The organism is Nocardia sp. NPDC051756 (assembly GCF_040681495.1).
Lineage (GTDB): Bacteria > Actinomycetota > Actinomycetes > Mycobacteriales > Mycobacteriaceae > Nocardia.
On record NZ_JBFAYV010000001.1, the window covers coordinates 1 to 21,936 of the forward strand.

At 67.8% G+C, this 21,936-nt stretch carries 17 protein-coding genes; 6 read left to right on the forward strand and 11 right to left on the reverse strand.

What is annotated here, in order from left to right; translation table 11 throughout:
- Positions 1 to 125 precede the first annotated feature (125 nt).
- Together AB0M22_RS00005 and ctaD are read right to left on the reverse strand one after the other, a co-directional pair.
- Positions 126 to 797 carry a class I SAM-dependent methyltransferase gene (locus AB0M22_RS00005; RefSeq protein WP_364718932.1) on the reverse strand — a complete coding sequence of 224 codons (672 nt, stop codon included), beginning with the start codon at positions 795 to 797 and terminating at the stop codon, positions 126 to 128.
- A gap of 61 nt (positions 798 to 858) precedes the next feature.
- Complete coding sequence (ctaD, locus tag AB0M22_RS00010; RefSeq protein ID WP_364721568.1) at positions 859 to 2,610, reverse strand: cytochrome c oxidase subunit I; 1,752 nt, start codon at positions 2,608 to 2,610, stop codon at positions 859 to 861.
- Between the two features lie 347 nt (positions 2,611 to 2,957).
- On the opposite strand from ctaD, the gene AB0M22_RS00015 reads away from it, so the two are divergent.
- Positions 2,958 to 4,256: a cytochrome P450 gene (locus tag AB0M22_RS00015; protein ID WP_364718934.1), complete on the forward strand. Its 1,299-nt coding sequence runs from the start codon at positions 2,958 to 2,960 to the stop codon at positions 4,254 to 4,256.
- A gap of 6 nt (positions 4,257 to 4,262) precedes the next feature.
- On the opposite strand, the gene AB0M22_RS00020 is transcribed toward AB0M22_RS00015, so the two are convergent.
- Complete coding sequence (locus AB0M22_RS00020; protein WP_364718936.1) at positions 4,263 to 4,496, reverse strand: hypothetical protein; 234 nt, start codon at positions 4,494 to 4,496, stop codon at positions 4,263 to 4,265.
- Positions 4,497 to 4,683: 187 nt separating this feature from the next.
- Between AB0M22_RS00020 and AB0M22_RS00025 the strand changes: the two genes are divergently transcribed.
- Together AB0M22_RS00025 and AB0M22_RS00030 are read left to right on the forward strand one after the other, a co-directional pair.
- Positions 4,684 to 5,514 carry a mycofactocin-coupled SDR family oxidoreductase gene (locus AB0M22_RS00025; protein WP_364718939.1) on the forward strand — a complete coding sequence of 277 codons (831 nt, stop codon included), beginning with the start codon at positions 4,684 to 4,686 and terminating at the stop codon, positions 5,512 to 5,514.
- A 124-nt stretch (positions 5,515 to 5,638) separates the two neighbouring features.
- Positions 5,639 to 7,612, forward strand: coding sequence for a cytochrome c oxidase assembly protein (locus AB0M22_RS00030; RefSeq protein ID WP_364718942.1), 1,974 nt, complete (start codon positions 5,639 to 5,641; stop codon positions 7,610 to 7,612).
- 6 nt (positions 7,613 to 7,618) lie between these two features.
- On the opposite strand, the gene AB0M22_RS00035 is transcribed toward AB0M22_RS00030, so the two are convergent.
- Positions 7,619 to 9,889: a heavy metal translocating P-type ATPase gene (locus AB0M22_RS00035; protein WP_364718945.1), complete on the reverse strand. Its 2,271-nt coding sequence runs from the start codon at positions 9,887 to 9,889 to the stop codon at positions 7,619 to 7,621.
- 110 nt (positions 9,890 to 9,999) lie between these two features.
- On the opposite strand from AB0M22_RS00035, the gene AB0M22_RS00040 reads away from it, so the two are divergent.
- On the forward strand, positions 10,000 to 11,151 hold the full coding sequence (locus tag AB0M22_RS00040; protein ID WP_364718947.1) for a transposase: 1,152 nt from the start codon (positions 10,000 to 10,002) through the stop codon (positions 11,149 to 11,151).
- Between the two features lie 34 nt (positions 11,152 to 11,185).
- Here the strand turns inward: AB0M22_RS00040 and AB0M22_RS00045 are convergent, their stop codons facing one another.
- Positions 11,186 to 11,929, reverse strand: a complete 744-nt coding sequence (locus AB0M22_RS00045; RefSeq protein ID WP_364718949.1) for a zf-HC2 domain-containing protein — start codon at positions 11,927 to 11,929, stop codon at positions 11,186 to 11,188.
- A 141-nt stretch (positions 11,930 to 12,070) separates the two neighbouring features.
- Between AB0M22_RS00045 and sigC the strand changes: the two genes are divergently transcribed.
- Complete coding sequence (gene sigC, locus AB0M22_RS00050) at positions 12,071 to 12,637, forward strand: RNA polymerase sigma factor SigC (protein ID WP_364718951.1); 567 nt, start codon at positions 12,071 to 12,073, stop codon at positions 12,635 to 12,637.
- Positions 12,638 to 12,641: 4 nt separating this feature from the next.
- Here sigC and AB0M22_RS00055 read toward each other — a convergent pair whose 3' ends face one another.
- Complete coding sequence (locus AB0M22_RS00055) at positions 12,642 to 13,493, reverse strand: helix-turn-helix transcriptional regulator (protein ID WP_364718953.1); 852 nt, start codon at positions 13,491 to 13,493, stop codon at positions 12,642 to 12,644.
- An 87-nt stretch (positions 13,494 to 13,580) separates the two neighbouring features.
- On the opposite strand from AB0M22_RS00055, the gene AB0M22_RS00060 reads away from it, so the two are divergent.
- Entirely contained in the window at positions 13,581 to 14,360 is a 780-nt protein-coding gene (locus AB0M22_RS00060) for a glucose 1-dehydrogenase (protein ID WP_364718955.1), read from the forward strand.
- An 8-nt stretch (positions 14,361 to 14,368) separates the two neighbouring features.
- Here AB0M22_RS00060 and AB0M22_RS00065 read toward each other — a convergent pair whose 3' ends face one another.
- From AB0M22_RS00065 to AB0M22_RS00085, 5 genes are read right to left on the reverse strand one after another with little or no spacing between them, the layout of a single operon-like run.
- Complete coding sequence (locus AB0M22_RS00065; RefSeq protein ID WP_364718957.1) at positions 14,369 to 15,157, reverse strand: ABC transporter ATP-binding protein; 789 nt, start codon at positions 15,155 to 15,157, stop codon at positions 14,369 to 14,371.
- Positions 15,154 to 16,200, reverse strand: coding sequence for an iron ABC transporter permease (locus tag AB0M22_RS00070; RefSeq protein ID WP_364718960.1), 1,047 nt, complete (start codon positions 16,198 to 16,200; stop codon positions 15,154 to 15,156). Before AB0M22_RS00070 ends, AB0M22_RS00065 begins: the two co-directional genes overlap by 4 nt.
- Positions 16,197 to 17,246: an ABC transporter substrate-binding protein gene (locus AB0M22_RS00075; protein WP_364718963.1), complete on the reverse strand. Its 1,050-nt coding sequence runs from the start codon at positions 17,244 to 17,246 to the stop codon at positions 16,197 to 16,199. The genes AB0M22_RS00070 and AB0M22_RS00075 overlap by 4 nt, the downstream gene beginning before the upstream one ends.
- The gene (locus AB0M22_RS00080; RefSeq protein WP_364718966.1) at positions 17,240 to 21,733 is read right to left on the reverse strand and encodes an amino acid adenylation domain-containing protein; all 4,494 of its coding nucleotides are present in this window, start codon (positions 21,731 to 21,733) and stop codon (positions 17,240 to 17,242) included. The genes AB0M22_RS00075 and AB0M22_RS00080 overlap by 7 nt, the downstream gene beginning before the upstream one ends.
- On the reverse strand, positions 21,697 to 21,936 hold the full coding sequence (locus tag AB0M22_RS00085) for a phosphopantetheine-binding protein (protein WP_364718969.1): 240 nt from the start codon (positions 21,934 to 21,936) through the stop codon (positions 21,697 to 21,699). The genes AB0M22_RS00080 and AB0M22_RS00085 overlap by 37 nt, the downstream gene beginning before the upstream one ends.

Consider the following 21,936-nt stretch of genomic DNA (forward strand, 5'->3'; position numbering starts at 1 on the left):
CGATGCCACGCCATCCAGTGTCGCCATCACGGCACCTTCCCCGCTGAACTTCGTTCAGCGAATCAGGCCAGAAACACCGTTAAATCCACAGTCCCTCGACAGTGTCGAGGAGTAGGCGGATCGGTTCAGTGGCGGCGGATGCGGAGGACGTTGTCTCGGCGGACGCCGGGTTGGCCTTCGGGGCCGGTGTGGTCGCGTTCGGCTAGGGCGTCGGTTTCGACGGTCCATTCGGTGGGGGTGAGGTGGAGGCCGGTGAGGACTTCGGCGGTGGTGGGGAAGTGGACATCGTGGGGTGGGGTTTCTACCCAGGAGGGCCATTCGGCGTGGCCGACGATGAGGAGTTGGCCGCCGGGGGCTACGGCTTCGGCGGCGCGGCGCAGGATCGCCTCGCGTTCGTCGATCTCGGCCACGGGGGAGTGCAGGTATTGGGCGGTGACGAGGTCGTACCGGCCGGTGGGGAACGATTCGTAGAGGTTGTGTTGCTGCCAGTCGATGCCGGTGATGCCCTGTTCGGCGGCGCGGGCCCGGGCGCGGGCGAGCGCGGTCTCGGAGACGTCGACCGCGGTGACCTGCCAGCCGCGCTCGGCCAGCCAGATCGCGTCGGCGCCCTCGGCGCACCCTAGGTCGAGCGCGGAACCCGCTGGGGCCGAATCCATTTCACGGACCAGCAGGAAGTTGGGCGAGCCGGACCAGACCTGTTCCCGCTCCTGGTAGAAGTTCTCCCAGAACTCCACCGTGTCGCCGCTACCGGCCTGGGTGTGACTGCCGCCACCGCCGTGGGTATGTGTCTCGGTCATGGACACCACGATGCCCCGGCCGAAGCCATAACGGCAAACTTCTTTGCCGGTTCGGCAACAACTATTCGGGAGTTCCCTCGGTATCGGCGCGTTTCTCCAGCGAAGGCTTGGCCTCCTCGGCCGAAGCCTTGGCCTCCTCGGCGAACGCCCGGTCCTCGATGAGCACGGCCCCCCGATGGCCGGATCCCCAGCCCGCGACCGCCTCGGTCCGCATCCGCTCGACCATGTGCGGATAGTGCAACTCGAATGCCGGCCGCTCGGACCGGATCCGCGGCAACTCGTAGAAGTTGTGCCGCGGCGGCGGGCAGGTGGTCGCCCATTCGAGCGAATTGCCATAACCCCACGGATCGTCCACGGTGACCACTTCCCCGTAGCGATAACTCTTGAACACGTTCCAGATGAACGGCAACATCGAGCCGCCGAGCACGAACGCACCGATGGTGGAGATCGTGTTCAACGTGGTGAAGCCGTCACTCGGCAGGTAGTCCGCGTACCGCCGCGGCATACCTTCGGCCCCGACCCAGTGCTGCACCAGGAACGTGACGTGGAAACCCACGAACGTCGTCCAGAAGTGCCACTTGCCCAGCCGCTCGTCCATCATCCGCCCGGTCATCTTCGGGAACCAGAAGTAGATCCCGGCGAACGTGGCGAACACGATGGTCCCGAACAACACGTAATGGAAGTGCGCCACAACGAAATACGAGTCGGTGACGTGGAAATCCAGCGGCGGGCTGGCCAGGATCACCCCGGACAGTCCGCCGAACAGGAAGGTGGTCAGGAAGCCGAGCGAGAACAGCATCGGCGTCTCGAAGGTCAACTGCCCGCGCCACATGGTGAAGATCCAGTTGAAGAACTTCACCCCGGTCGGCACCGCGATCAGGAACGTCATCAGCGAAAAGAACGGCAGCAGAACCGATCCCGTCGCGTACATGTGATGCGCCCACACTGCGACCGACAGCGCGCCGATCGAGATCGTCGCGTACACCAGCGCGCTGTAGCCGAACAGCGGCTTGCGCGAGAACACCGGGAAGATCTCGGTGACGATGCCGAAGAACGGCAGCGCGACGATGTACACCTCGGGATGCCCGAAGAACCAGAACAGGTGTTGCCACAGCAGTACGCCGCCGTTGGCCGGGTCGTAGATGTGCGCGCCAAGATGCCGGTCGATCGCCAACGCGAACAGCGCCGCGGTCAGGATCGGAAAGGCAAGCAGCACAAGGATGCTGGTGATCAGGATGTTCCAGGTGAAGATCGGCATCCGGAACATGATCATGCCGGGCGCGCGCAGGCAGATGATCGTGGTGATCATGTTGACGCCGCCGAGAATGGTGCCGAGCCCGGACAGCACCAAGCCCATGATCCACAGATCGGCGCCCGCACCCGGGGCGTGTTCGAAGTTGCTCAGCGGCGCGTACCCGGTCCAGCCGAAATCGGCGGCGCCGCCAGGGGTGATGAAGCCCGCGGTCGCGATGGTCGCGCCGAACAGATACAGCCAGTAACTGAACGCGTTGAGCCGCGGGAACGCGACGTCCGGCGCGCCGATCTGCAAGGGCAGCACGGCATTTGCGAAGCCGAACACGATCGGGGTCGCGTAGAACAGCAGCATCAGCGTGCCGTGCATGGTGAACAGCTGATTGAACTGTTCGGTGGACAGGAACTGCATCCCTGGCCTGGCCAGCTCGCCGCGCATCAGCAAGGCCATCAGCCCGCCGATGAAGAAGAACGTCATCGCGGTGACCAGGTACATGATCCCGAGCACCTTCGGATCGGTGGTCGTGATCATCTTCCAGATATAGGAACCCTTCGGCCCCATCCGCCGCGGATACGGTCGAACCGCCTGAAGTTGTTCGGTCTGCGTCACACTCACAGCCGCCGCCACCTTCCGAACCGCCGTCCAGCTGAAGGCCGGCGCGACCGGCCTGACTCAACCAAACCATGTGACAGCAGTCTCACGCCACCCCTAGATCGACTTTGCCAAAGGTTAGCCCTGGCGCGCCGAATATGGTTCTCCAGCTGGGCTTCTGTGATCGGCCGTCCGCCTCGCCGAAGTACTCGATTGATACTCCCTGGATATCAGGCGTGTCTGCGACCACGGACCGATGCGCCGCGCACCCTCGATGCGTAACGTGAAGTACTCGAGACGACAAGGCGGGGGCCGAAATGAAGAGCTGGATTCGCTGGGCGATATTGCACTCCGTGCCGCGCACCTACCTCAGAACGCGTGCGCGCCGCGGTGATCCGTTCGCCGAGATCCTGACCGGCTACCGCGCCGGCGCGAACCCCTACCCGTTCGGTGACCGAATCCGCGAGCAGGGCCCGATCGTCCGAACCCCGCTCAGCTGGGTCTCCGCCGATCACGAGGTCTGCCGAAAGATTCTGCGCGACAAAAATTTCGGCGTCTCCCCGCCGGAGACCCTCGATCTGCCCCGCCCGCTGCGGCGCCTGCTGCGCGCGACCGACCCGAAACTGGCCAGCCCGGTCGAACCGCCGTCGATGCTGATGGTCGACCCGCCGGAACACACCCGATACCGCAAGCTCGTCGCGCAGGAATTCACCCCGCGCGCGGTCGGCCGGCTGCACGACCGCATCGTCGAGGTGACCGACGAACTGCTCGCCGGGCTGGCCGACCGCCCGGACGCCGACCTGATCGAGGACTTCGCCAGCCGCCTACCGGTCGCGATCATCTGCGAAATCCTCGGTGTGCCAACCGAAGACCAGTTCTACATGCTCGAACTGGGGCACGCGGGCGCGCCGCTGCTCGATGTCGGCATCACCTGGCGCGCGTTCCGCCGCGCCACCGCCGCCCTCCAGGCGAGCGAGGACTTCGCCGAAGGACACATCGCCCGGCTGCGCGCCGATCCCGGCGACAACATCCTGAGCAAACTCGCCGCCAGCGACAACCTGAGCATGCCCGAACTCAAGTCGACGGTCGCCCTGGTCGCCGGCGCGGGCTTCGAAACCACCGTCAACCTCATCGGCAACGGCATGATGGCGCTGCATCAGCACCCGGACCAGCTCGACCTGCTGCGCGCCGAGCCGGACCGGTGGCCCGGCGCGATCGAGGAGATCCTGCGCTACGACAGCCCGGTGCAGATGACCGCCCGAACCGCGTTGTGCGACACCGAGATTGCCGGTCAGCCGATCGCCCGCGGCGAAATGGTCTCGCTGCTGCTCGGCGCGGCCAACCGTGACCCGGCCGTCTTCACCGACCCCGGCGCGTTCGACGTCACCAGGACCAACGCCCGCGAGCACCTGTCGTTCAGCAGCGGCGTGCACTCCTGTCTGGGTGCGAGCCTGGCCAGGATGGAGGGCCTGGTCGCGCTGTCCGCGTTGTACGAGCGCTTCCCCGAACTGCGCCTCACCGGCCGCCCCGAGCGCCGCGGGCTGGTCAATCTCCGTGGCTACCAACGGATACCGGCCGCGCCCGGACTGGCCGCGGCGACCAGCCGGACCGCCTGAACCCGGTCAGAAATCGAGCGGATCGCGGATGAGCATGCCCTCGACCGCCCGCAGCCGGTCGCTCATGGTGGACAGTAGGTCGATCGAGTCGTGCGAGAGCCCGACCGCGGTGTACAGCAGCCGGCGCAGTCGCGGGCTGTCGATCGAGCGGGCCACGGTCGCGTCGTAGTCGGTCGGTGTGCTGTCGAAAGGTCGAACGAGCTGGTCGAGATCCACGGCGAAGTACTCACAATCGGTCATCTGGCCCCCTGGGACCATTGTGGGGCGCGCTGGGACGCGCGCCTGCGCACTCCCTTCGTCGCTGGATCGGCCCGGAACGTTTCGTGTGTAGTTCTGGACAATACGAACGTAAACACCGGCTACACGTCATTCCCGCGTGCAAGCATGGGTTCGGCCGAATAAATACCGATCTGGTAAGGGGCCCGATATGGGGAATCTCGACGACAGGGTTGCCGTGATCACCGGCGGCGCCCGAGGTCAGGGGCGTGCGCACGCGGTGGCGCTGGCGGCGGCGGGCGCGGACATCGTGGTGTGCGATCTCGCCGAGCAGGTGGCGAGTGTGCCCTATCCGATGAGTTCGGAATCCGATCTGGCCGAGACGGCGAAGCTGGTCGAGGAGACCGGCCGCCGCTGCGTGCCGCTCAAGGCCGACGTGCGCAGCCAGACCGAGATGAACGCGGTCGCCCAACGCGCCATCGACGACTTCGGCCGGATCGACATCCTGGTCGCCAACGCCGGCATCGCCTCCAACTCGGTGATCGCCGAGATGGACGACGAGGTGTGGCAGGACATGATCGACATCAATCTCACCGGCGTCTTCCACAGCTTCCGCGCCGTGGTGCCGCACATGATCGAACGCCGGTGGGGGCGGATCGTGGCCACCTCGTCCATCGTGGCCCGGATGGGCGTGCGCAACGCCGGCCACTACGCGGCGGCTAAGTGGGGCGTGATCGGGTTGGTCAAGTCGCTGTCGCTGGAGGTGGTCGAATACGGCATCTCGGTCAACGCGGTGCTGCCCGGCGGCGTGGACACCCCCATGATCCAGAATCCGGCGATGTATCGAATGATGCTGCCGGACCTGGAGAATCCCACCAAGGAGGACGTGGCCGCGATGTTCGCGTCCGGTCCGCCGAACTCCGATCTGATTTCGGCGGACGAGATCGCCGACGCGGTGCTGATGCTGGTGTCCGAGCGCGGGCGGCATTTCAACGGCGAGGCACTGACCATTTCCGGCGGGATGAGCGCCAACACCGTCTGATTCCGGACGCCATTCTCGGACGAATGTGACCTGCATCGCAGTGCGCGCGGCCGCGGAACTTTCCCGGCGCCGTATCCGACCGGTCAGCGAGACCTGGTTCAGGTGCAAACTTTCGCTCTCGAGGATGGTGGACGGCAACGTGCAGGTGAAACGCTCGACAGTCCACCTGGTTTGGCTCGTCGCGGCGGCGGTGCTGCTTGCCCTCGTCATCGGGTCGGTGGTCGAAGCGGGCGAGGCCCCGTATCGGGCGGCCGGCACCGCCTATCCCGGTTTCGCCGATGTACTCGCCTACGTGCTGCTGCGCGTCGTCGCCGCGCTGGCCGGCGCGACCGCGCTCGGCGCGCTGGTCTACTCGGTGTGCTGTACCGCCGTCACCGGTCGCGGCCGGCTCGACGTCGACGGCTACTCCGGTGTGCGGCTCGCCGAACGGGCCGGTCTGGTGTGGCTGTTGTCGGCGCTCGCGCTCATCCCGATGACCGCGGCGAACGTCGGCGGCTTGACCTTCTCCGGGCTGTTCCGGATCGGCGCGCTCGGCGCGCTGATCGATGCGAGCGAGAAGCCGAAGGCGTGGATCGTGGTCGCCGTGCTGGCCGCGGTGGTGACGCTGGGCGCGCGAATGCTGTTGTCCTGGACCGGGACAGCGGTGTTGCTGCTGGTGGCCGCCATCGGCGTGCTGCCGCCCGCGATGGTCGGCAACGCGGGCGAGGGGCCGAATCACGATTACGGTACCGGCGCGATGATCATCTTCCAGCTCGCCGTCTCGGTGCTGCCCGGACTGCTGTGGTGCGTCGCGGATCACCTGCGCCGCAACGGGTCACACGCGGCGACCGCGGTCCGCCGCGGCGCGACCATCGCCCTGCTGTGGGTTGCCGCCGCCACCCTCAGCGGGCTCGTGCTGTGGGTGATCCTGCTGCCTTGGTCGGCGGTATTCACCACTGGCTACGGGCGGCTCGCGCTGGTGGTCGTCGCGGTCGGCGTCGACCTCGCGCTGACCATGCGCGCGGTACTGAACCACCGCGAACCCGGTGCCCGCACCGCCTTCCTGATCGCGTGCAGCGGAGCACTTTCCGCGGTAGCGCTCGCCGCGACCGTGGCCATGGCGGTACAGCCCGCCCCGGCCTTCGCCGATCGATCGTTCACCGCGCAGGAGGTGTTCCTCGGCTTCGACCTGTTCGACCGGCCGAACCTGCTGCGGCTGATCACGTTGTGGCGCTTCGACATCGTGCTCGGCACCGCCGCATCGGCCGCGATCGTGCTGTACGTGCTCGGCGTGCTTCGGTTGTGGCGGCGCGGCGACGAATGGTCGCGCTGGCGCACCCTCTCCTGGATCGGCGGCTGTGTCGCATTGCTGATCGCGACCTCGTCCGGCATCGGCACCTACGGGTTCGCGATGTTCAGCATGCACATGATCACGCACATGGCGCTGAACATGTTCGTGCCGGTGCTTCTGGTGCTCGGCGCACCGGTCACCCTGCTGCTGCGCGCCGTTCCGGCGGCCAAGCGCGGCCAGGTGCACGGCGTGCGCGAATGGGTGCTCGCGCTGCTACATTCGCGGCCGACCGCGGTAATCGCGCATCCTGCCACCGCGCTGTCGTTGTTCGTGATCTCGCTCTACGGACTGTATTTCACGCCGCTGTTCGAGAGCCTGATCCGATACCACTGGGGGCACGTGCTGATGAACGTGCACTTCCTGATCGTCGGCTACCTGTACTACTGGGGCATCATCGGCATCGACCCCGGCCCGCGCCGCCTGCCACACCTCGGCCGGCTCGGAGTCCTGTTCGCGGTCATGCCTTTTCACGCCTTCTTCGGCGTCGCGGTGATGTCGATGAACACCGTCATCGGCTCCCGCTTCTACACCAACCTGCAACTGCCCTGGAACATCGACCTGCTCGCCGACCAGCGCGTCGGCGGCGGAATCGCCTGGGTCTCCGGCGAAATCCCGATCCTGCTGGTAGTCGGCGCCCTACTCACCCAGTGGGTGGCCCAGGACCGCCGCACCGCGGTCCGCACCGACCGCAAGGACGAGGACTACGGCGACTCCGACCTCGCCGCCTACAACGCGATGCTGGAGCAACTGGCCCAAACCCGCCGCTGAGTCCCGTCAGCGGTGGAAGCGAACTCGCCGCAGCCGCAGGCTGTTCGAGACCACGAAGAACGACGAGAACGCCATGGCCGCGCCGGCGATCAGCGGGTTCAGGAAGCCCAGGGCGGCGATCGGGATGGCGATCACGTTGTAGCCGAAGGCCCACACCAGGTTTCCCTTGATGGTGCGCAGCGTGGCGTGCGCCAGTTCGATGGCGTCGGCGACCGCACCCAGATCCTCTCGCACCAGGATGACGTCGGCGGCGGCGATGGCCACGTCGGTGCCCGCGCCGATCGCCATGCCGAGGTCCGCGGTGGCCAGCGCGGCTCCGTCGTTGATGCCGTCGCCGACCATCACCACGCGCCGCCCCTGCTCCTGCATGCGGGCGATCAGCTCGACCTTGCCCTCCGGAAGCAGTTCGGCGACAACCTCATCGATGCCGATCTCGTCGGCCACCGACTGTGCCGCGTAGGCGTTGTCACCGGTGAACATCATGACCCGCAGGCCGAGCCGGTGCAGCCGGGCGATCGCGGCGGCCGCGGTCTCCTTGACCGTGTCGGCGACCGCGATCACCGCGACGACCGTGCCGTCGACGGCGACCAGCACCACGGTGCGTCCGGAGCGTTCCTGTTGCCGGACAGCGCGATTCATCTCCTGCGGGATGCCGATGCCCTGATCCTCGAACAGCCGCGCCCGGCCGACCAGCACCCGGCGCCCGTCCACCACACCGCGCGCGCCCAATCCCGGTAGGGCTTCGAAGGATTCGACCGACGGCAGGGCGTCGACGGCCTCGCGCGCGTGCCGGGTGATCGCCGCGGCCACCGCGTGCTCGGACGCCGCCTCCACCGCACCGGCCAGGCGCAGCGCCGCCGCGGCGTCGAACGATTCGTGCTCGATCACCGCGACCACGCTCATCGCGCCGTTGGTGACGGTCCCGGTCTTGTCCAGCACCACGGTGTCCACGTCGCGCGTGGCCTCCAAGGCCTGATGGCCCTTGATGAAGATGCCCAGCTGCGCGCCCCGTCCCGAGGCCACCATCAGCGCGGTGGGAATCGCCAGCCCGAGCGCGCACGGGCACGCCACGACCAGCACCGCCAGCGCGGCGGCCGCCGCCCGCTCCGCACCGGAGTCGGTGATCAACCAGGTCACGAAGGTCAACGCGGTGATCAGGAAGACGAACGGAACGAACACCGCCGACACCCGATCGGCGATCCGCTGCATCCGCGCCTTGCCGGTCTGCGCCTGCTCGACCAGCCGGATCATCCCGGACAGCTTCGTATCCGCGCCTACCGCAGCGGCTTCCACGATCAGCCGCCCGGTGAGCGCGGTGGTGCCGCCGATCACCGCCATGCCCGCGTGCACGTCGACCGGGATCGATTCGCCGGTCATCGCGCTGGCATCGACACTCGATTCCCCCGACACCACAAGGCCATCCGTCGCGATGGTCTCGCCGGGCCGCACCACGAACCGCTGCCCCTCCACGAGTTCGCCGATAGGCACCCGCATTTCGCGATCGTCGCGGGTCAGCACGGTGACCTCGCGGGCGCCGAGCGCGGCGAGCGCCCGCAGCGCGCTGCCCGCCGAACGCTTGGCCTTCGCCTCGAAATACCTTCCGGCCAAGACGAATGCGGTGACGCCCGCCGCCACCTCGAGGTAGATCGCGTCACTGGCCCAGATCGCCGCCCAGACCCCGTCGGGCGCGGGCCCGGAACGGTCGGGGTGCAGGAACATCGTGTCCAGCGACCACAGCGTCGCGGTCAGCACGCCGACCGAGACCAGCGTGTCCATGCTCGCCGCGCCCGCCTTGGCATTGGCAAACGCCTTGCGGTGGAACGGCGCCGCCGACCAGGCCACCACGGGCAACGCGAGCGCGGTGAGCACCAGCTGCCAGCCGGTGAACCGGGTGCTGGGGATGGTGGCGAACATGACCGACAGATCGGCCAGCGGGAAGAACGCCACCAGCGCCACGACCAGCCGGCGCAGCAGGTCGCTGACCGCCGCGTCCTCGGGCGCCGAGCTGATCGGCTCGGTCCGGTCGGTGATCGGCGACGCACCGAACCCGGTCGCGTCGACCTCGGCGCACAGCTGCTCGGCGGTGATCTCGCCGACCGCATCGATCGTCGCGATCCCGGTGGCGTAGTTCACCGACGCGGTAATCCCGTCGATCTTGTTCAGCTTGCGTTCCACCCGGGTCGAACAGGCCGCGCAGCTCATCCCGGTAACGGCCAGCGAGATGCGGTTCGGTTCGGTGGAGTCGGTTCGAACGATCGGTTCGAGCTCGATGGTCATCGGGTGTTCGGCGCGAGTACTCCCTCGGTTATCGGGGAGAGGAAGCGCCATCCTCCTTTTCGGAATTGGGTCACGGGGGTTTGTCGGTGGTGTCGGCTAGATTGCCGGGCGTGGAGGAAGTGGTGCGGTACGCCTTCCGGCTGCGCCCGGGTGTGCAGGCGGAGCGGGCGCTGCTCGGGGAGTGGGGTCGATGCCGGTTTTTGTGGAATGAGGCTGTGCATCAACAGAAGTCGGGTGCGCGCCCGACCTATTTCAAACTCGGAAAGATGCTCACCGAAGTGCGTGCCCGGAACGGGTGGTTGCGTGAAGGGTCCCAAGTCGCACAGCAGCAGGCGCTGCGCACTTATGCGCAAGCCCACGATCTGTCGTTCAAGGTCAAAGGACGCGGGCGACCGGTGTTCAAATCCCGGAAGAGGGCGCTGCCGTCGCTGGAGTACACGGTGCGCGGATTCAGGATCCGCGACGGCAGGTTGCTTCTCCCGAAAGGGGTTTCTATCCCGGTCGTGTGGTCCCGCGAACTGCCCTCTGAACCTACGACTGTGCGTGTCACTCGGGACAGCGTGGGGCATTGGTATGCCTCGTTCGTTGTTCGCCGTGAGGCGGAAACTGTGTCGATAGCTGCTGGTGGTATCGGTGTCGACTGGGGGGTGAGCACGACTGCCACAACCACTGACACTGCGTTCGACCTGCCCTTCCTGGGGCATCGGAAACGGTGCGCTGCGGAACTCGCGAAAGCGCAGCGGCGCATGGCGCGACGACGCCGTGGCAAGCACGGCCCGCAGTCGCGCGGCTACCGGTGGGCGGTCCGGCAGGTGGCGAAGTTGCACAAGAAAGCGGCCCGGCAAACGCAACATGATTCGCGGGTATGGGCGAAACGTGTTGTCGCCGAGCACGGTCTGCTCGCGGTGGAGGATTTCAAGCCGAAGTTCTTGGCGAAGTCCACGATGGCGCGCAAGGCTGCGGACGCGGCGATCGGTGCGGCGAAGCGGGAGTTGATCGAGCGTGGTGTGCGGGCTGGCCGGAGGGTGGTGTTGGTTCGGCCCGAATTTACGTCGATGACGTGCAGTGATTGTTTCGCGAGAGCCAAGCGACTCGACCTGTGCGAGAGAGTTTTCCGGTGCCCCGAGTGTGGTTATACCGCTGATCGGGATCGGAACGCTGCCAGAGTGATTCTGGTTGTGGCAGAACGTGGCCACAGCAGTGTTGAGGATGTGAGACAAGCGGGTCATCTCCCTCGGGCGAGTGGTTCGGTTGCGATCTGAGCTGTGAATCTCCTGCCTTCAGGCAGGCGAAGCGTTAAGCGGCGGGATCTTGGGTCGAGCGGAGGTGGCGGGTGCGGCGGCCGAGCTGAGCGCCCGGGGGCAGCACCAGGTCGACGGGGACGCGGTCGCTGGTCGGCGGTGAGGTCTCCGGGCGTCGGGTCCGGTGCACGACCACGACCAGGGCCAGGGCGACGACCAGTAGCCCGTGCGACAGCACCCGGGAGATCGGCACCACGCCGGAGTACAGATCGGACACGACGAACGCGCTCAACGCGGCGACCAGCACACCGAGCACGGGCAGCACCCCGGCCGCCGCGTGCGGCCGCAGCGCGCAGTAGACGAAGCCGACGCCGATCGCCAGACTCCACGCGGTGCTCTCGTTGAGCAGGTGCCGGGTCATCTCGGCGCCGTGGTGATGGCTCATGCCGAAGTCGAGCCCGGCCAGCTGAGCCAGCGCCAACGCGCATTGCAGGACACCGAGCAGGCCGAGCAGCACGCGGGACAACGCGATTCGCGAGGTCGGCACGGCGGCCCGCAGTCGGGCCAGCGGCGACGGCTGCGGCCGCTCCAATTCGGCGGCGGCGAAGATCGCGTCGGTCAGGTCCGGCGCGTAGGACGAGGCCCCGCGCAACTGCTTCGAGGTCTCCACCGCGGCGACGTACCAGGAGCAGCAGTCGGCGCACCGCTCCAGATGCTCGTCCACCCGGGCGGCGGGAACGGTTTCGCGCTCGCCGTCGATCCGGGCCGACAGCGCCGTCCGGCACACTTTGCACTCCACGTCCAGATTGTCGTCTATCCGGACCTCGAAGTTCCCGGCGGTTATCGATCGTGGCGCCGCTCACTGCGACCCCGTGGTGACCTGCGTTACCTCCGCCGGGCCGGTCCGTCGCGGCGGTGACCGAGGGTTATTGTCGACACCATGCCGACGCCCGCCGAGGATGACGAGACCACCCGCCTGGCTCTGGCGGCGGCGCGCGGCGACCGGCGGGCACTCGAGGGTTTCATCCGGGCCACGCAGAAGGACGTGTGGCGCTTGCTCGCCCATCTGACCGAGGTCGGCCGGGCCGACGACCTGACCCAGGAGACCTACCTGCGGGCGCTCGGCAGCATCAAACGTTTCGAGGGCCGTGCCAGCGCGCGCACCTGGCTGCTGTCCATCGCCCGCCGGGTTGTCGTGGACCAGGTGCGGATGGCGGTGGCCCGGCCGAAGATCGCGCACGGCGTCGACTGGGTCGCGGCCGCCGACCGGCAGGTGCCGCGCCGCGACGGGTTGACCGAGATCGTCGAACTCAACCTGCTGCTCGACGATCTCGCGCCGGAGCGGCGGGAGGCGCTGGTGCTCACCCAGGTGCTGGGGCTGTCCTACGCCGAGGCCGCGGCGGTCTGCGGTTGCCCGGTGGGCACCGTCCGTTCCCGAGTGGCCCGCGGCCGCGAAGATCTGGTTGCCGCAACCAGATTCGGCGCCAGGCGCAGCGCCAACGGCTGAGTGTTCAGGGCGTGGCGTCCATCCGCTGCGTGCCGATGACCGACAGCAGCTGTAGTGCTTGCTCGGCCGGTGAGCCAGGCGTGGCGGTGTAGATCACCACGCGCTGATCCCGGTCGGCGATGTCGAGGACATCGCAGTTGACGGCGATCGGGCCGACCAGCGGATGCTCGAAGATCTTGCACAGGGTCGGTTCCGCCCGGATGTCGTGCGAGGCCCACAGTTCGGCGAATTCCGGGCTGCCGGCGAGGAGCTCGGCGACCAGCTCGGTCACCTCGGGATCGCCGGGGTAGCGGGCGGCGGTGGCGCGCAGTTCCTGGGCCGCGCTGCGGGCGAACGCGTCCGCGTCCGACACCCCGTACAACCGCCGCCCCTCCGGGCTCGGCCCGAGGAAAGCTCGCCGCACCAGGTTCCGGTCGCGCCGGGACAGAGCGGAGAAGTCCTCCATCAACGCGGCCGCCAGGTCGTTCCAGGCGATCACCTCGTACGTCGCGGACAGCACGACCGCCGCGGCCTGCGGCAGCCGGCGGAGCAGGTCGAGGATGCTCTGCCGGACCTCGCGCGACGGTCCGGCCTGCGGGCCCGGCGGCGTTCCGGCGAGGTGGTGCAGGTGGTCGCGTTCGGCGTTCGACAGGCGCAGTGCGCGGGCCAGTCCGCTCAGCACCTCGCGGGACGGGCGCGGGCCGCGGGCCTGCTCCAGCCGCGTGTAGTACTCGGTCGAGATGAAAGCCAGCTGGGCCACTTCCTCCCGGCGCAGGCCCGGGGTGCGGCGGCGTGGACCGGCGGGCAGACCCACGTCGGCCGGGATGATCCGCTCGCGCCTGCTGCGCAGGAAGTCCGCTAGTTCTCGTCTGTCCACCGCTTCAGTGTGCTCGAACGACGCGCAGCCGAGCCAGGTACAGCCGGTACCTGGCTCGGCTGCGCGACCGGGCCGAGGCTCGACGCCATGGACAACACAATCGATACGGCCGGTCTCCTGGCCGGCAAGGTCGCCTTCGTCACCGGTGCCGGACGCGGCATCGGCGCCGCCGCGGCGCGGCTGTTCGCCAGGGAGGGTGCCCGGGTAGTGCTCGCGGCCCGGACGGAGGCACAACTGAAGGCGGTGACCGAGGAGATCGAGGCCGCGGGCGGTACCGCGGATTATGTGGTGTGCGACCTGGCCGACCCAGCCGGCGTGCGCGCCGCCGTCGACCACACCGTGGACCGGTACGGGCGGCTCGACGTCGCCTTCAACAACGGCGCGGCGGGGGTGCCGCCCGGCCCGATGGACCAGGTGCAGGAAGCCGACTTCGACTACGTCTACGCCGTGAACCTCAAAGGCCCGTGGCTGGCCATGGTCGCCGAGATCGCCGCCATCCGGGCGACCGCGGGCACCGGCGCCATCGTCAACACCTCCAGTGTCGGCAGTCTGATGGGCAATCCGGAACTGCCCGCGTACGGTGCGATGAAGCGGGCGGTCAACAGCCTCACCGAATCGGCGGCGGTCACGTATGGCCCGGAAGGCATTCGAGTCAATGCGATCGCGCCCGGCACCACGTTGACCGAGATGATCATGGACTGGGAGGCGGGGTCACCCGGTGTCATCGAGCGGCTCAACGCGGTCACGCCACTGCGGCGCGCGGCGGATCCGGATGAAATCGCGCAGGCGGCGGCGTGGTTGCTCAGCGACCGTTCGTCCTATGTGACCGGCACCGTGCTACGTGTCGATGGCGGAATGCGCGCCTGAATCTCGACTCAAGCGTCCGCCAAAGGGTTTGCGGCGTAGTGCAATCGGACGATTCCGTCGTCGTGCCGTGCGGCGGTGGCGTGCACGCCGAAGACCTTTCGGAGTAGTTCGGGCGTCATCACCTCCAGGACCTCGCCCGCGGCGACGACGCTGCCGTGATCGAGCACGACCAGGCGGTCGCAGCAGCGCACGGCGAGGTCGAGTTCGTGCAGCACCGCGAGGGTGGTGATGGCGGTCGAGCGGATCAGGTCGAGGAGTTCGAAGCGGGCGCGGACGTCGAGGTGGTTGGTCAGTTCGTCGAGCACCAGCAGGCGCGGTTGTTGGGCGAGCGCGCGGGCGAGCAGGACGCGTTGGCGTTCGCCGCCGGACAGCGAGCCGATGGTGCGGTCGGCGTAGGCGGTGACGCCGGTCCTGGCCATGGCGTCGGTGACGGCGTCGTGGTCGGTCGCGGTGTCCCGGCTGAACAGGCCGTGATGTGGATTGCGGCCGAGGCCGACCACCTCGGTGACGGTGAGTTCGGTTGAGCCGGAACCATTCTGGAGCACAGCCGCCGTGGTACGGGCCGCGGTGCGGATCGACATCCCGGAGATGTCGGTACCATCGATCGTGACGATCCCGGTGGCGGGTTGCAGTGATCGATAGATGGTGCGCAGCAGTGTGGTCTTGCCGCTGCCGTTGGGGCCGACGATGCCGACGACTGTGCCCGGCGGCGCGTGCAGGGTCACCTTGTCGAGCACGGGGGCGTCGCCGAACGTGATACTCACTCCGGCAACGGACAATTCGGCCGAGGAACTCATGTCAGACCGCCGTTGCGGCGCAGCAGCCAGAGGAAGAACGGGGCGCCGAACGCGGCGGTGAAGATGCCGAGCGGTAACTCGTTGGGCGCGTCGACGGTCCGCGAAAGCAGGTCCACCGCAACCAGATACGCGGCGCCGATCAGCGCGGACAGCGGTAGCACCCGCCGATGATCCTGCCCGAAGGCCAGCCGGACCACATGCGGAATCATCAAGCCGACGAAGCCGATTCCGCCGGCCACCGCGATCAGCACGCCGGTCAGCAGCGAGGCCAGCACCAGCAGGATTATCCGCAGCGTGCGCACGTCGACGCCGAGCGCGGTGGCCTGCTCGTCGCCGGTGCCGAGCACGTTGAGCCTGCGGCCGAAGGCGAGCACCACCGCGACGGTCACCAGCACCACCACGGTGACCGGCCCGAGTCGATCCCAGCTCGCCCCGGCGACGCTGCCCATCGTCCAGAACATCACCGCGCGTAGCTCATTCGGCGTGGCCCGCAGCTGGAGATAGTTCGTGGCGGCCAGGAGTAGATAGCCGACCGCGACACCGGCCAGGACCAGCCGGATCGGCACCAGCCTGCCGCGTTGCTGCCCGAGCAGGAACACCACCGCGATGGTCGCGATCGCTCCGCAGAAGGCGGCGGCGGACACCCCGATGCCGCCCAGCGCGCCGCCCGCCGTGACGACCACGGTCACCGCGCCGAGCGACGCACCGGAGGACAGCCCGAGCACGTACGGGTCGGCCAGCGGATTGTTCACCAGTGCTTGCAGAATCACGCCGGCCACCGCAAGGCCGCAGCCGCACAGCGCGGCCAGGATCACCCGGGGCAGCCGGTAGTTCCAGACGATCTGGTCGACGGTGAAGCCGACATCCGCTGGCTTGCCGGACATATGGGCGAGAATCACCCGGCCGGTGTCGGCGGCGGACACGGTGACCGAGCCCGCCGCGATCGACAGCAGCATCACGGCGATCAATACCGCCGCCGACACGGCGAGCGCGATCGGCAGCGGCGTCGCCGCCAGCGGCGGGCGGGTGGTTACGCGGGTCATCGGAACTGCTCGGGGTGCACCAGTTTCGCGATGCGCCGCACGGCGAGGTCGTTGCTCGGGCCGAGGTAGATCGAATCCGACAGCACCGCATAGTTATTGGTCTTGGTGGCGTTCCACTGGGGGAACTGGGCGAGGATCCGTTCGGCGACCGCGTCGATGTCGGGGCTGCGGTAGTTGATCACGACGAGCCCGTCGATCGGGGTCACCGCGAGTTGTTCCTTGCTGATCGTCACGAAGGTGGTGCCGTCGTCGCGGTTGAACGGGTTCACCCCGCCGGCCTTGTCGATCACGTCGTTCCAGATGCCGCCCGCCGCGATCGCGGAGAAGTCCGAGTCGCCGCCCATGCCCATGCCGGGGAAGACGAGCAGCACGTTCTTCTTCGGTTGCCCGGCGACCCGGGTCACCGTCTCCGCGACGGCCTGCTGCGCATCGGCGATGAGGCGCTCGGCCCGGCCCGGCACGTCGAACATGGTGCCTAGATCGCGCAGCAGCGCGTAGCTGTCCTCGATCGTCGGCGTACCGGTGACCGCCCCGGTCACGCCGCAGTTCGCCCGGGGCACATAGGTATTGGCGCCCGCGGCGGCCAGTTCGTCGCGGGTCGCGAAGCCCTGGTCGGCGGCGAAACCGCCACCGCCGGTGGAGATCACCAGGTCGGGGTGCTGGTTCAGCATCGCCTCGCGGGGGATGTCCTGGAGGCTGTTCGGGGTGATGTTGCCGGTCGGGAGGGCATCGATGGCGGCGGCGCGGTCCGGGACGTCGGAGGTGCCGTAGGACTGTGCGTTGGCGACGATGCGGTCGGCGACGCCGAGTGCGAGGAGCGAGGAGACCTCGCCGACGGAACCGCCGTTCATCACGACGACTCGCTTCGGCGCCTCGGTGAACGTGTAGGTCTTGCCGCAATTCTCCAGGGATACCGGGTATTTGGTGACGCCCTCGGTAGCGGAGGCGGGTTTGTTGTCTGTCGCTTCGGGCACCGAGGTGGTGCACCCGGTGACGGCGAGGGTGGTTGCCGCGAGTGCCAGGAGCAGCGCGCGTTTCATCAGCATGGGTGCCTTTTCGATCGGTGCGCCAGGGCAGGCGGCGGTGGGAGGAAGCGGGTTTCGATCAGATAGTCGATCCCGGCGGTGAGTGCGGTGGCGGAATCCGGTTGGGGGACAGCCGAATCGATGAGGTTGTCGCGGCCGCAGGTGATGGCGTCGCCGGCGGGTGCCAGGTGGGCCGCGTGGGCGCGGGCGATGGTCAAGGAGTGGTCGTCCTGTGCCGACGCGCGATCCGCCATGGCGGTCAGGCGGGCGTGCCAGATCGTCGCGGGGATGGCCTCGACCGGGTAGCCGCGGTCGCGTAGTGCGTCGACGATGGTGGCGAACGTCAGCGGGCGTTGGCTGGTCAGGTGGAAGGTCCGGGCCGTAGGCCGGTGGGCGACAAGGTGCGTGATGGTGGCGGCGACCCAGTCCACCGGCACCAGGTCGATGGTGCCCGTGTTGTAGATCTCCGCCGGGACGGCCTCGAGGACGACCATCGCGCGGATCAGGCTCCAGAACGCGTCATCGGGGCCGGAAGCGCCGGTCAGAGAGTGGCCGCCGATGCGGCCGGGGCGGTACACCGTGACCGGTATGCCGCGATCGGCGGCGGCATACATCAGGCCCTCGGCTACCCATTTGCTTGCCACGTAGCCGTTGTGCGGCAACGAAGTCGCCGCCACTCGGCGGTCCTCGGTGAGGATCGGCGGGTTGCCGTCGACGGCGAAGGCGGTGTCGATAGAGGAGACGAAGTGGACCGGTTTCGGTGCGCCGGTGGTCGCGAGACGCAGGATGCGTTCGGTGCCTTCGACATTCGCCGGGCGCAAGCGGGAGTACGGCTCGAAGTGATGGACTCGGGCACCGTTGTGGACGATGGCGTCGCCGGTGTCGGCCAGGTCCTGGTAGCACTCGGGTGTCAGGCCGAGCTGGGGGAGAGCGAGGTCGCCCGCTATCGCGGTAACTCGGGCGCCGTCTGTCCGTGTGTTATCGAGACCATAACGGGCGAAAGCGGATTCGATTCGATCCAGTGCGGCACGATCATCGCTCGCCCGCACCAGGCAGTAGACGTGTAATTCGGTACGTTCGAGCAAAGCAGCGAGCAGGAACGCTCCGAGGAACCCGGTCGCCCCGGTGAGCAACACCGTACGCAGCGTCGCCGGTGTTTCGGCCATCGCTCGGATGGTGCTGTCCAACTGGGTGTCTGCTTCGAGATCGGCCACGGTCCAAGCCATTTCGTCACTGTCCCGGCCCGAATCGAGGCGTTCGGCCAGCCCGGCGACGGTAGGGGTGTCGAACATGGCGCGCAGATCCCATCGGATCCCGAAGGCCTCCCTGATTCCGTTCAGCACCCGCGCGGCGCGCAGCGAATGCCCACCGCGGGCGAAGAAGTCGTCATCGATGCCGACCGACTCGACCTCCAGTGCCTCGGCGAAGAGCCGGGCAAGGGCGCGTTCGGTGGGAGTCCTTGCGGGTCGTTCGGTGAACTCGGCATCCGGCGGTGTCGGGAGCGCCGTGCGGTCCAGCTTTCCGTTCGCGGTGTGCGGCAGGCGATCCAGCGTGACGTACACCGACGGCACCATGTAGTCCGGCAGTCGTTCGGCCATGTGCATCCGCAGGGACTGCGTTTCGGGTTCGCCTGCACCGGGGGTAGGAACAACATAGGCCACGAGGACTTCCGCATGAATGCGCACGGCGGCGGCGTCGACCTGCGCGTGGGCGGCAAGGGCCGCCTCCACTTCGCCGACCTCGATCCGGTAGCCGCGCAACGACATCTGGCTGTCGCCGCGGCCCAAGTACTCGAGGTGGCCGTCCGTGTGCCACCGCACGAGATCGCCGGTGCGGTAGAGGCGGCTGCCGTTCGAGTCGAACGGATCTGCCACGAATCGCGTCGCTGTCGCTGCCGACTGGCCGAGATACCGCTGCCCGACCGGTATTCCGCCGACATACAGTTCGCCGACGACCCCAGGCGGCACCAGTTGGAGGGCTCGATCGAGTACGTAGCAGCGGCCATTGGTGACGGGAACCCCGATGGACGGCTGGGGACACCCTTTGATGCTCGTCCAGGTCGCATCGACCGTGCATTCGGTTGGGCCGTACAGGTTGTAGACCGAGAGTCCCGGTTCGGCTCGCAGCGCGGCCCACAGCGCAGGATCGGCCGCCTCGCCGCCGAGCGCGATCACCGTCGGACGGTGGGCGCCGGTGCGGAGTCCGGCGTTCAGTAGTTCTCGTGCGAAAGTCGGTGTGACATCGAGGAAATCGATGCGCTGGTCCCGGATGTAGCGCACCAGACCGTCAGGGTCGCGGCGCAAGTCGTCATCGATGAAATGCAGCTCGTGTCCCGCGAGCAGCCAGAGTAACCCTTCCCACGCCGTATCGAACGTCATCGAAGCGGTGAGTGCCGCCCGCATCCGCCGCCCACCACCTGCCGCTACCGCGGGCTCGATCAGGTTCTCGCGATGGTGGTGGTACAGATTCACCACCGATCGATGCGAAATCACCACGGCTTTGGGAACTCCGGTGGTGCCCGAGGTGTGGATGACCCACGCCGGATGCTCGGGGTGCAACCGAACTGGAGGGTGTGCACGCAGGGGCGCGGTGGCGTTCGTTGGCCCGACCGGGATTCCACCGAGGTCTTGGCCGGGTCGCACCGCGATTTCACCGTCAAGCGGCGATCCTTCGTTGGTAACCAGTGTCATTGCGGCGGGCGGGAATTCGTTGATGACGACGATGCGGTCGTGCAGCGCGTCGGGGATCAGAGCAGCAAGTGCGGTCGTAGTGATGATCGCGCCGAGTTCGGCCCCATCGCCGCTGCCGTCCAGTCCGTCGAGGAGCAGTGCCAAGCGCGGTGCCGGCTGTCCGGGGTCCAGCGGAACATATGTTGCACCACAGGCGAGTACAGCGAACAACGCGGCGATCGCGTCGCTGGTGCGCGGAAGCAAGACCGCTACAGTGTCACCGCAGCGAGCCCCCGCTGTTGTGAGCGCAGTACTCAATTCTCGCGTCCGGGTAGCCAGTTCGGCATACGTGAGCGCGCGAGTCGCGCCATCGGTCTCGGTGGCAACGAGCGCGGTCGCCGTCGAGGTGCGAGCCACTTGCGCGGCAAGCAGGTCGTGCACGGTGCTGTCGGGCCGAGGCCGATCAACACCACAGCCGTTGGCAAGCAACCACTCTCGTTCGTCAGGCAGAAACAGATCTGCGGCATCGAGCGGCCGAGCCGGCTGGTCCAGCACTCGGCGGAGAAATGTCGTGAAGCGCCGCAGATGGGTCGCCAACTCGACCGCCGTATACGCACCCGGGTGCCCGTCGAGGTACAGCGTGGGTCCGGTGCCATCGATCCGGTCGTAGAGGTTGAACACCAGATCGTCGATCATGCCCGCGGTGACGTTGTGCACCGCGCTCGCGCACTCACCGAAGCGCAGGTCGTAGTCGAACAGCATGATGTTGACCGACGGCCCGTACATGCTGCGATCGCTGCCGACCAAACCCAGGTCGCGGCGCACCTGCTCGCTGCGGTAGCGCTGATGGCGTCGACTGCGCACCAGGTGACGAGCGACCTGTCCGGTCAGCTCGATCAGCGTCGGATCGTCCGCGAAGTCGGCCCACAGAGCCACCCCGTTGAGCGTCATGCACGGCACCCGCAGCGCCGGCGTGCCGGTCCGCAGCATGACCGGCAGCGCGAGACACACCTCGCCGGCCCCGGTCATCCGGTGCACGTATGCGGCGATCGCGGCGGTGAGTACCTCGGTCCAGTTGGCGCGCGAGGTCTCCGCGACGCCGCGCAGCAGCGCGACCGTCTCGGCTTCGAGAGTGGTGAACGCCCTAAGCGTCCGGCCCGCCACCGCTGTCGAGCGCGGGGCCGCACCGGACAAGGTCACCGGTGCCGGACGATCACGGAGATAGTCGAGCCAGAACGTGCGATCACGATCTGGATCCGCGGAATCGGCATAGGCGGAATCGGCGGCCAAGACGGCATCCCAGGACCCGAATGCATAAGCGGGCGGCGCGGTTCCAGCGAGGGAAGCCGAGTACAGCTCGGCGACACGACGCGCGATGAGTGCCATGCCGTAACCGTCGAGCAGGATGTGATGCACCCGGTGATACCAGAGCGTCCGCCGCGCATCGAGCCGAAACACGATGTGCGCGAACAGAATGTCATCGGTCAGGGACACCGGCTTCGAGACGTCCTGATCCATCAGTTCCAACGCGGCGCGCAGCGGATCCGACTCATTCGAGACATCCACCACCTGGACTTCCCAGATGGGTGACTCCACAACCTGCCGCGGCCCGTCCTCGAGGAACCGAACATGCAGCGCCGCAGCCTCATCGATTGCCGAACGGATAGCGCTCACCAAGAGATCCACCGCCAGCGGCCCAGAAATCTCCACGTACTCGGCGATATTGAAGACCGCAGCGGTCGGGTCGAGCTGCTGCCCGAGCCAGACACCCAGCTGCGCGGAGGTCAACGGCCGGGCCGAACTCACGGCGCGGACCGCGGCGCGAGCAGTGCCCACCACCCGGCGAGCGTCGGATTCTCCGCCAGATCCACGAAAGCCGGTGCGGCGCCGCGCGATTTCCAGCGCTCGATCAATCCGATCAACCGCACCGAATCCAACCCCGCGGCGAACAGATCGTCGGTGTCGTCCAGCTCGTCCGGCTCCAGATACAGCAGTTCGGCGATGTCCGCCCGGACGGTGTCGTAGGTGAGTGGTTCCAGCAC

What these genes read in the sequence shown, in the direction of transcription:
- AB0M22_RS00030 (WP_364718942.1), top strand. Translation starts at nt 5,639, where the DNA reads ATGGTGGACGGCAACGTGCAGGTGAAACGCTCGACAGTCCACCTGGTT.
- AB0M22_RS00075 (WP_364718963.1), bottom strand. Translation starts at nt 17,246, where the DNA reads ATGCTGATGAAACGCGCGCTGCTCCTGGCACTCGCGGCAACCACCCTC.
- AB0M22_RS00060 (WP_364718955.1), top strand. Translation starts at nt 13,581, where the DNA reads ATGGACAACACAATCGATACGGCCGGTCTCCTGGCCGGCAAGGTCGCC.
- AB0M22_RS00070 (WP_364718960.1), bottom strand. Translation starts at nt 16,200, where the DNA reads ATGACCCGCGTAACCACCCGCCCGCCGCTGGCGGCGACGCCGCTGCCG.
- sigC (WP_364718951.1), top strand. Translation starts at nt 12,071, where the DNA reads ATGCCGACGCCCGCCGAGGATGACGAGACCACCCGCCTGGCTCTGGCG.
- AB0M22_RS00065 (WP_364718957.1), bottom strand. Translation starts at nt 15,157, where the DNA reads ATGAGTTCCTCGGCCGAATTGTCCGTTGCCGGAGTGAGTATCACGTTC.
- AB0M22_RS00025 (WP_364718939.1), top strand. Translation starts at nt 4,684, where the DNA reads ATGGGGAATCTCGACGACAGGGTTGCCGTGATCACCGGCGGCGCCCGA.
- ctaD (WP_364721568.1), bottom strand. Translation starts at nt 2,610, where the DNA reads ATGGGGCCGAAGGGTTCCTATATCTGGAAGATGATCACGACCACCGAT.
- AB0M22_RS00015 (WP_364718934.1), top strand. Translation starts at nt 2,958, where the DNA reads ATGAAGAGCTGGATTCGCTGGGCGATATTGCACTCCGTGCCGCGCACC.
- AB0M22_RS00035 (WP_364718945.1), bottom strand. Translation starts at nt 9,889, where the DNA reads ATGACCATCGAGCTCGAACCGATCGTTCGAACCGACTCCACCGAACCG.
- AB0M22_RS00020 (WP_364718936.1), bottom strand. Translation starts at nt 4,496, where the DNA reads ATGACCGATTGTGAGTACTTCGCCGTGGATCTCGACCAGCTCGTTCGA.
- AB0M22_RS00005 (WP_364718932.1), bottom strand. Translation starts at nt 797, where the DNA reads ATGACCGAGACACATACCCACGGCGGTGGCGGCAGTCACACCCAGGCC.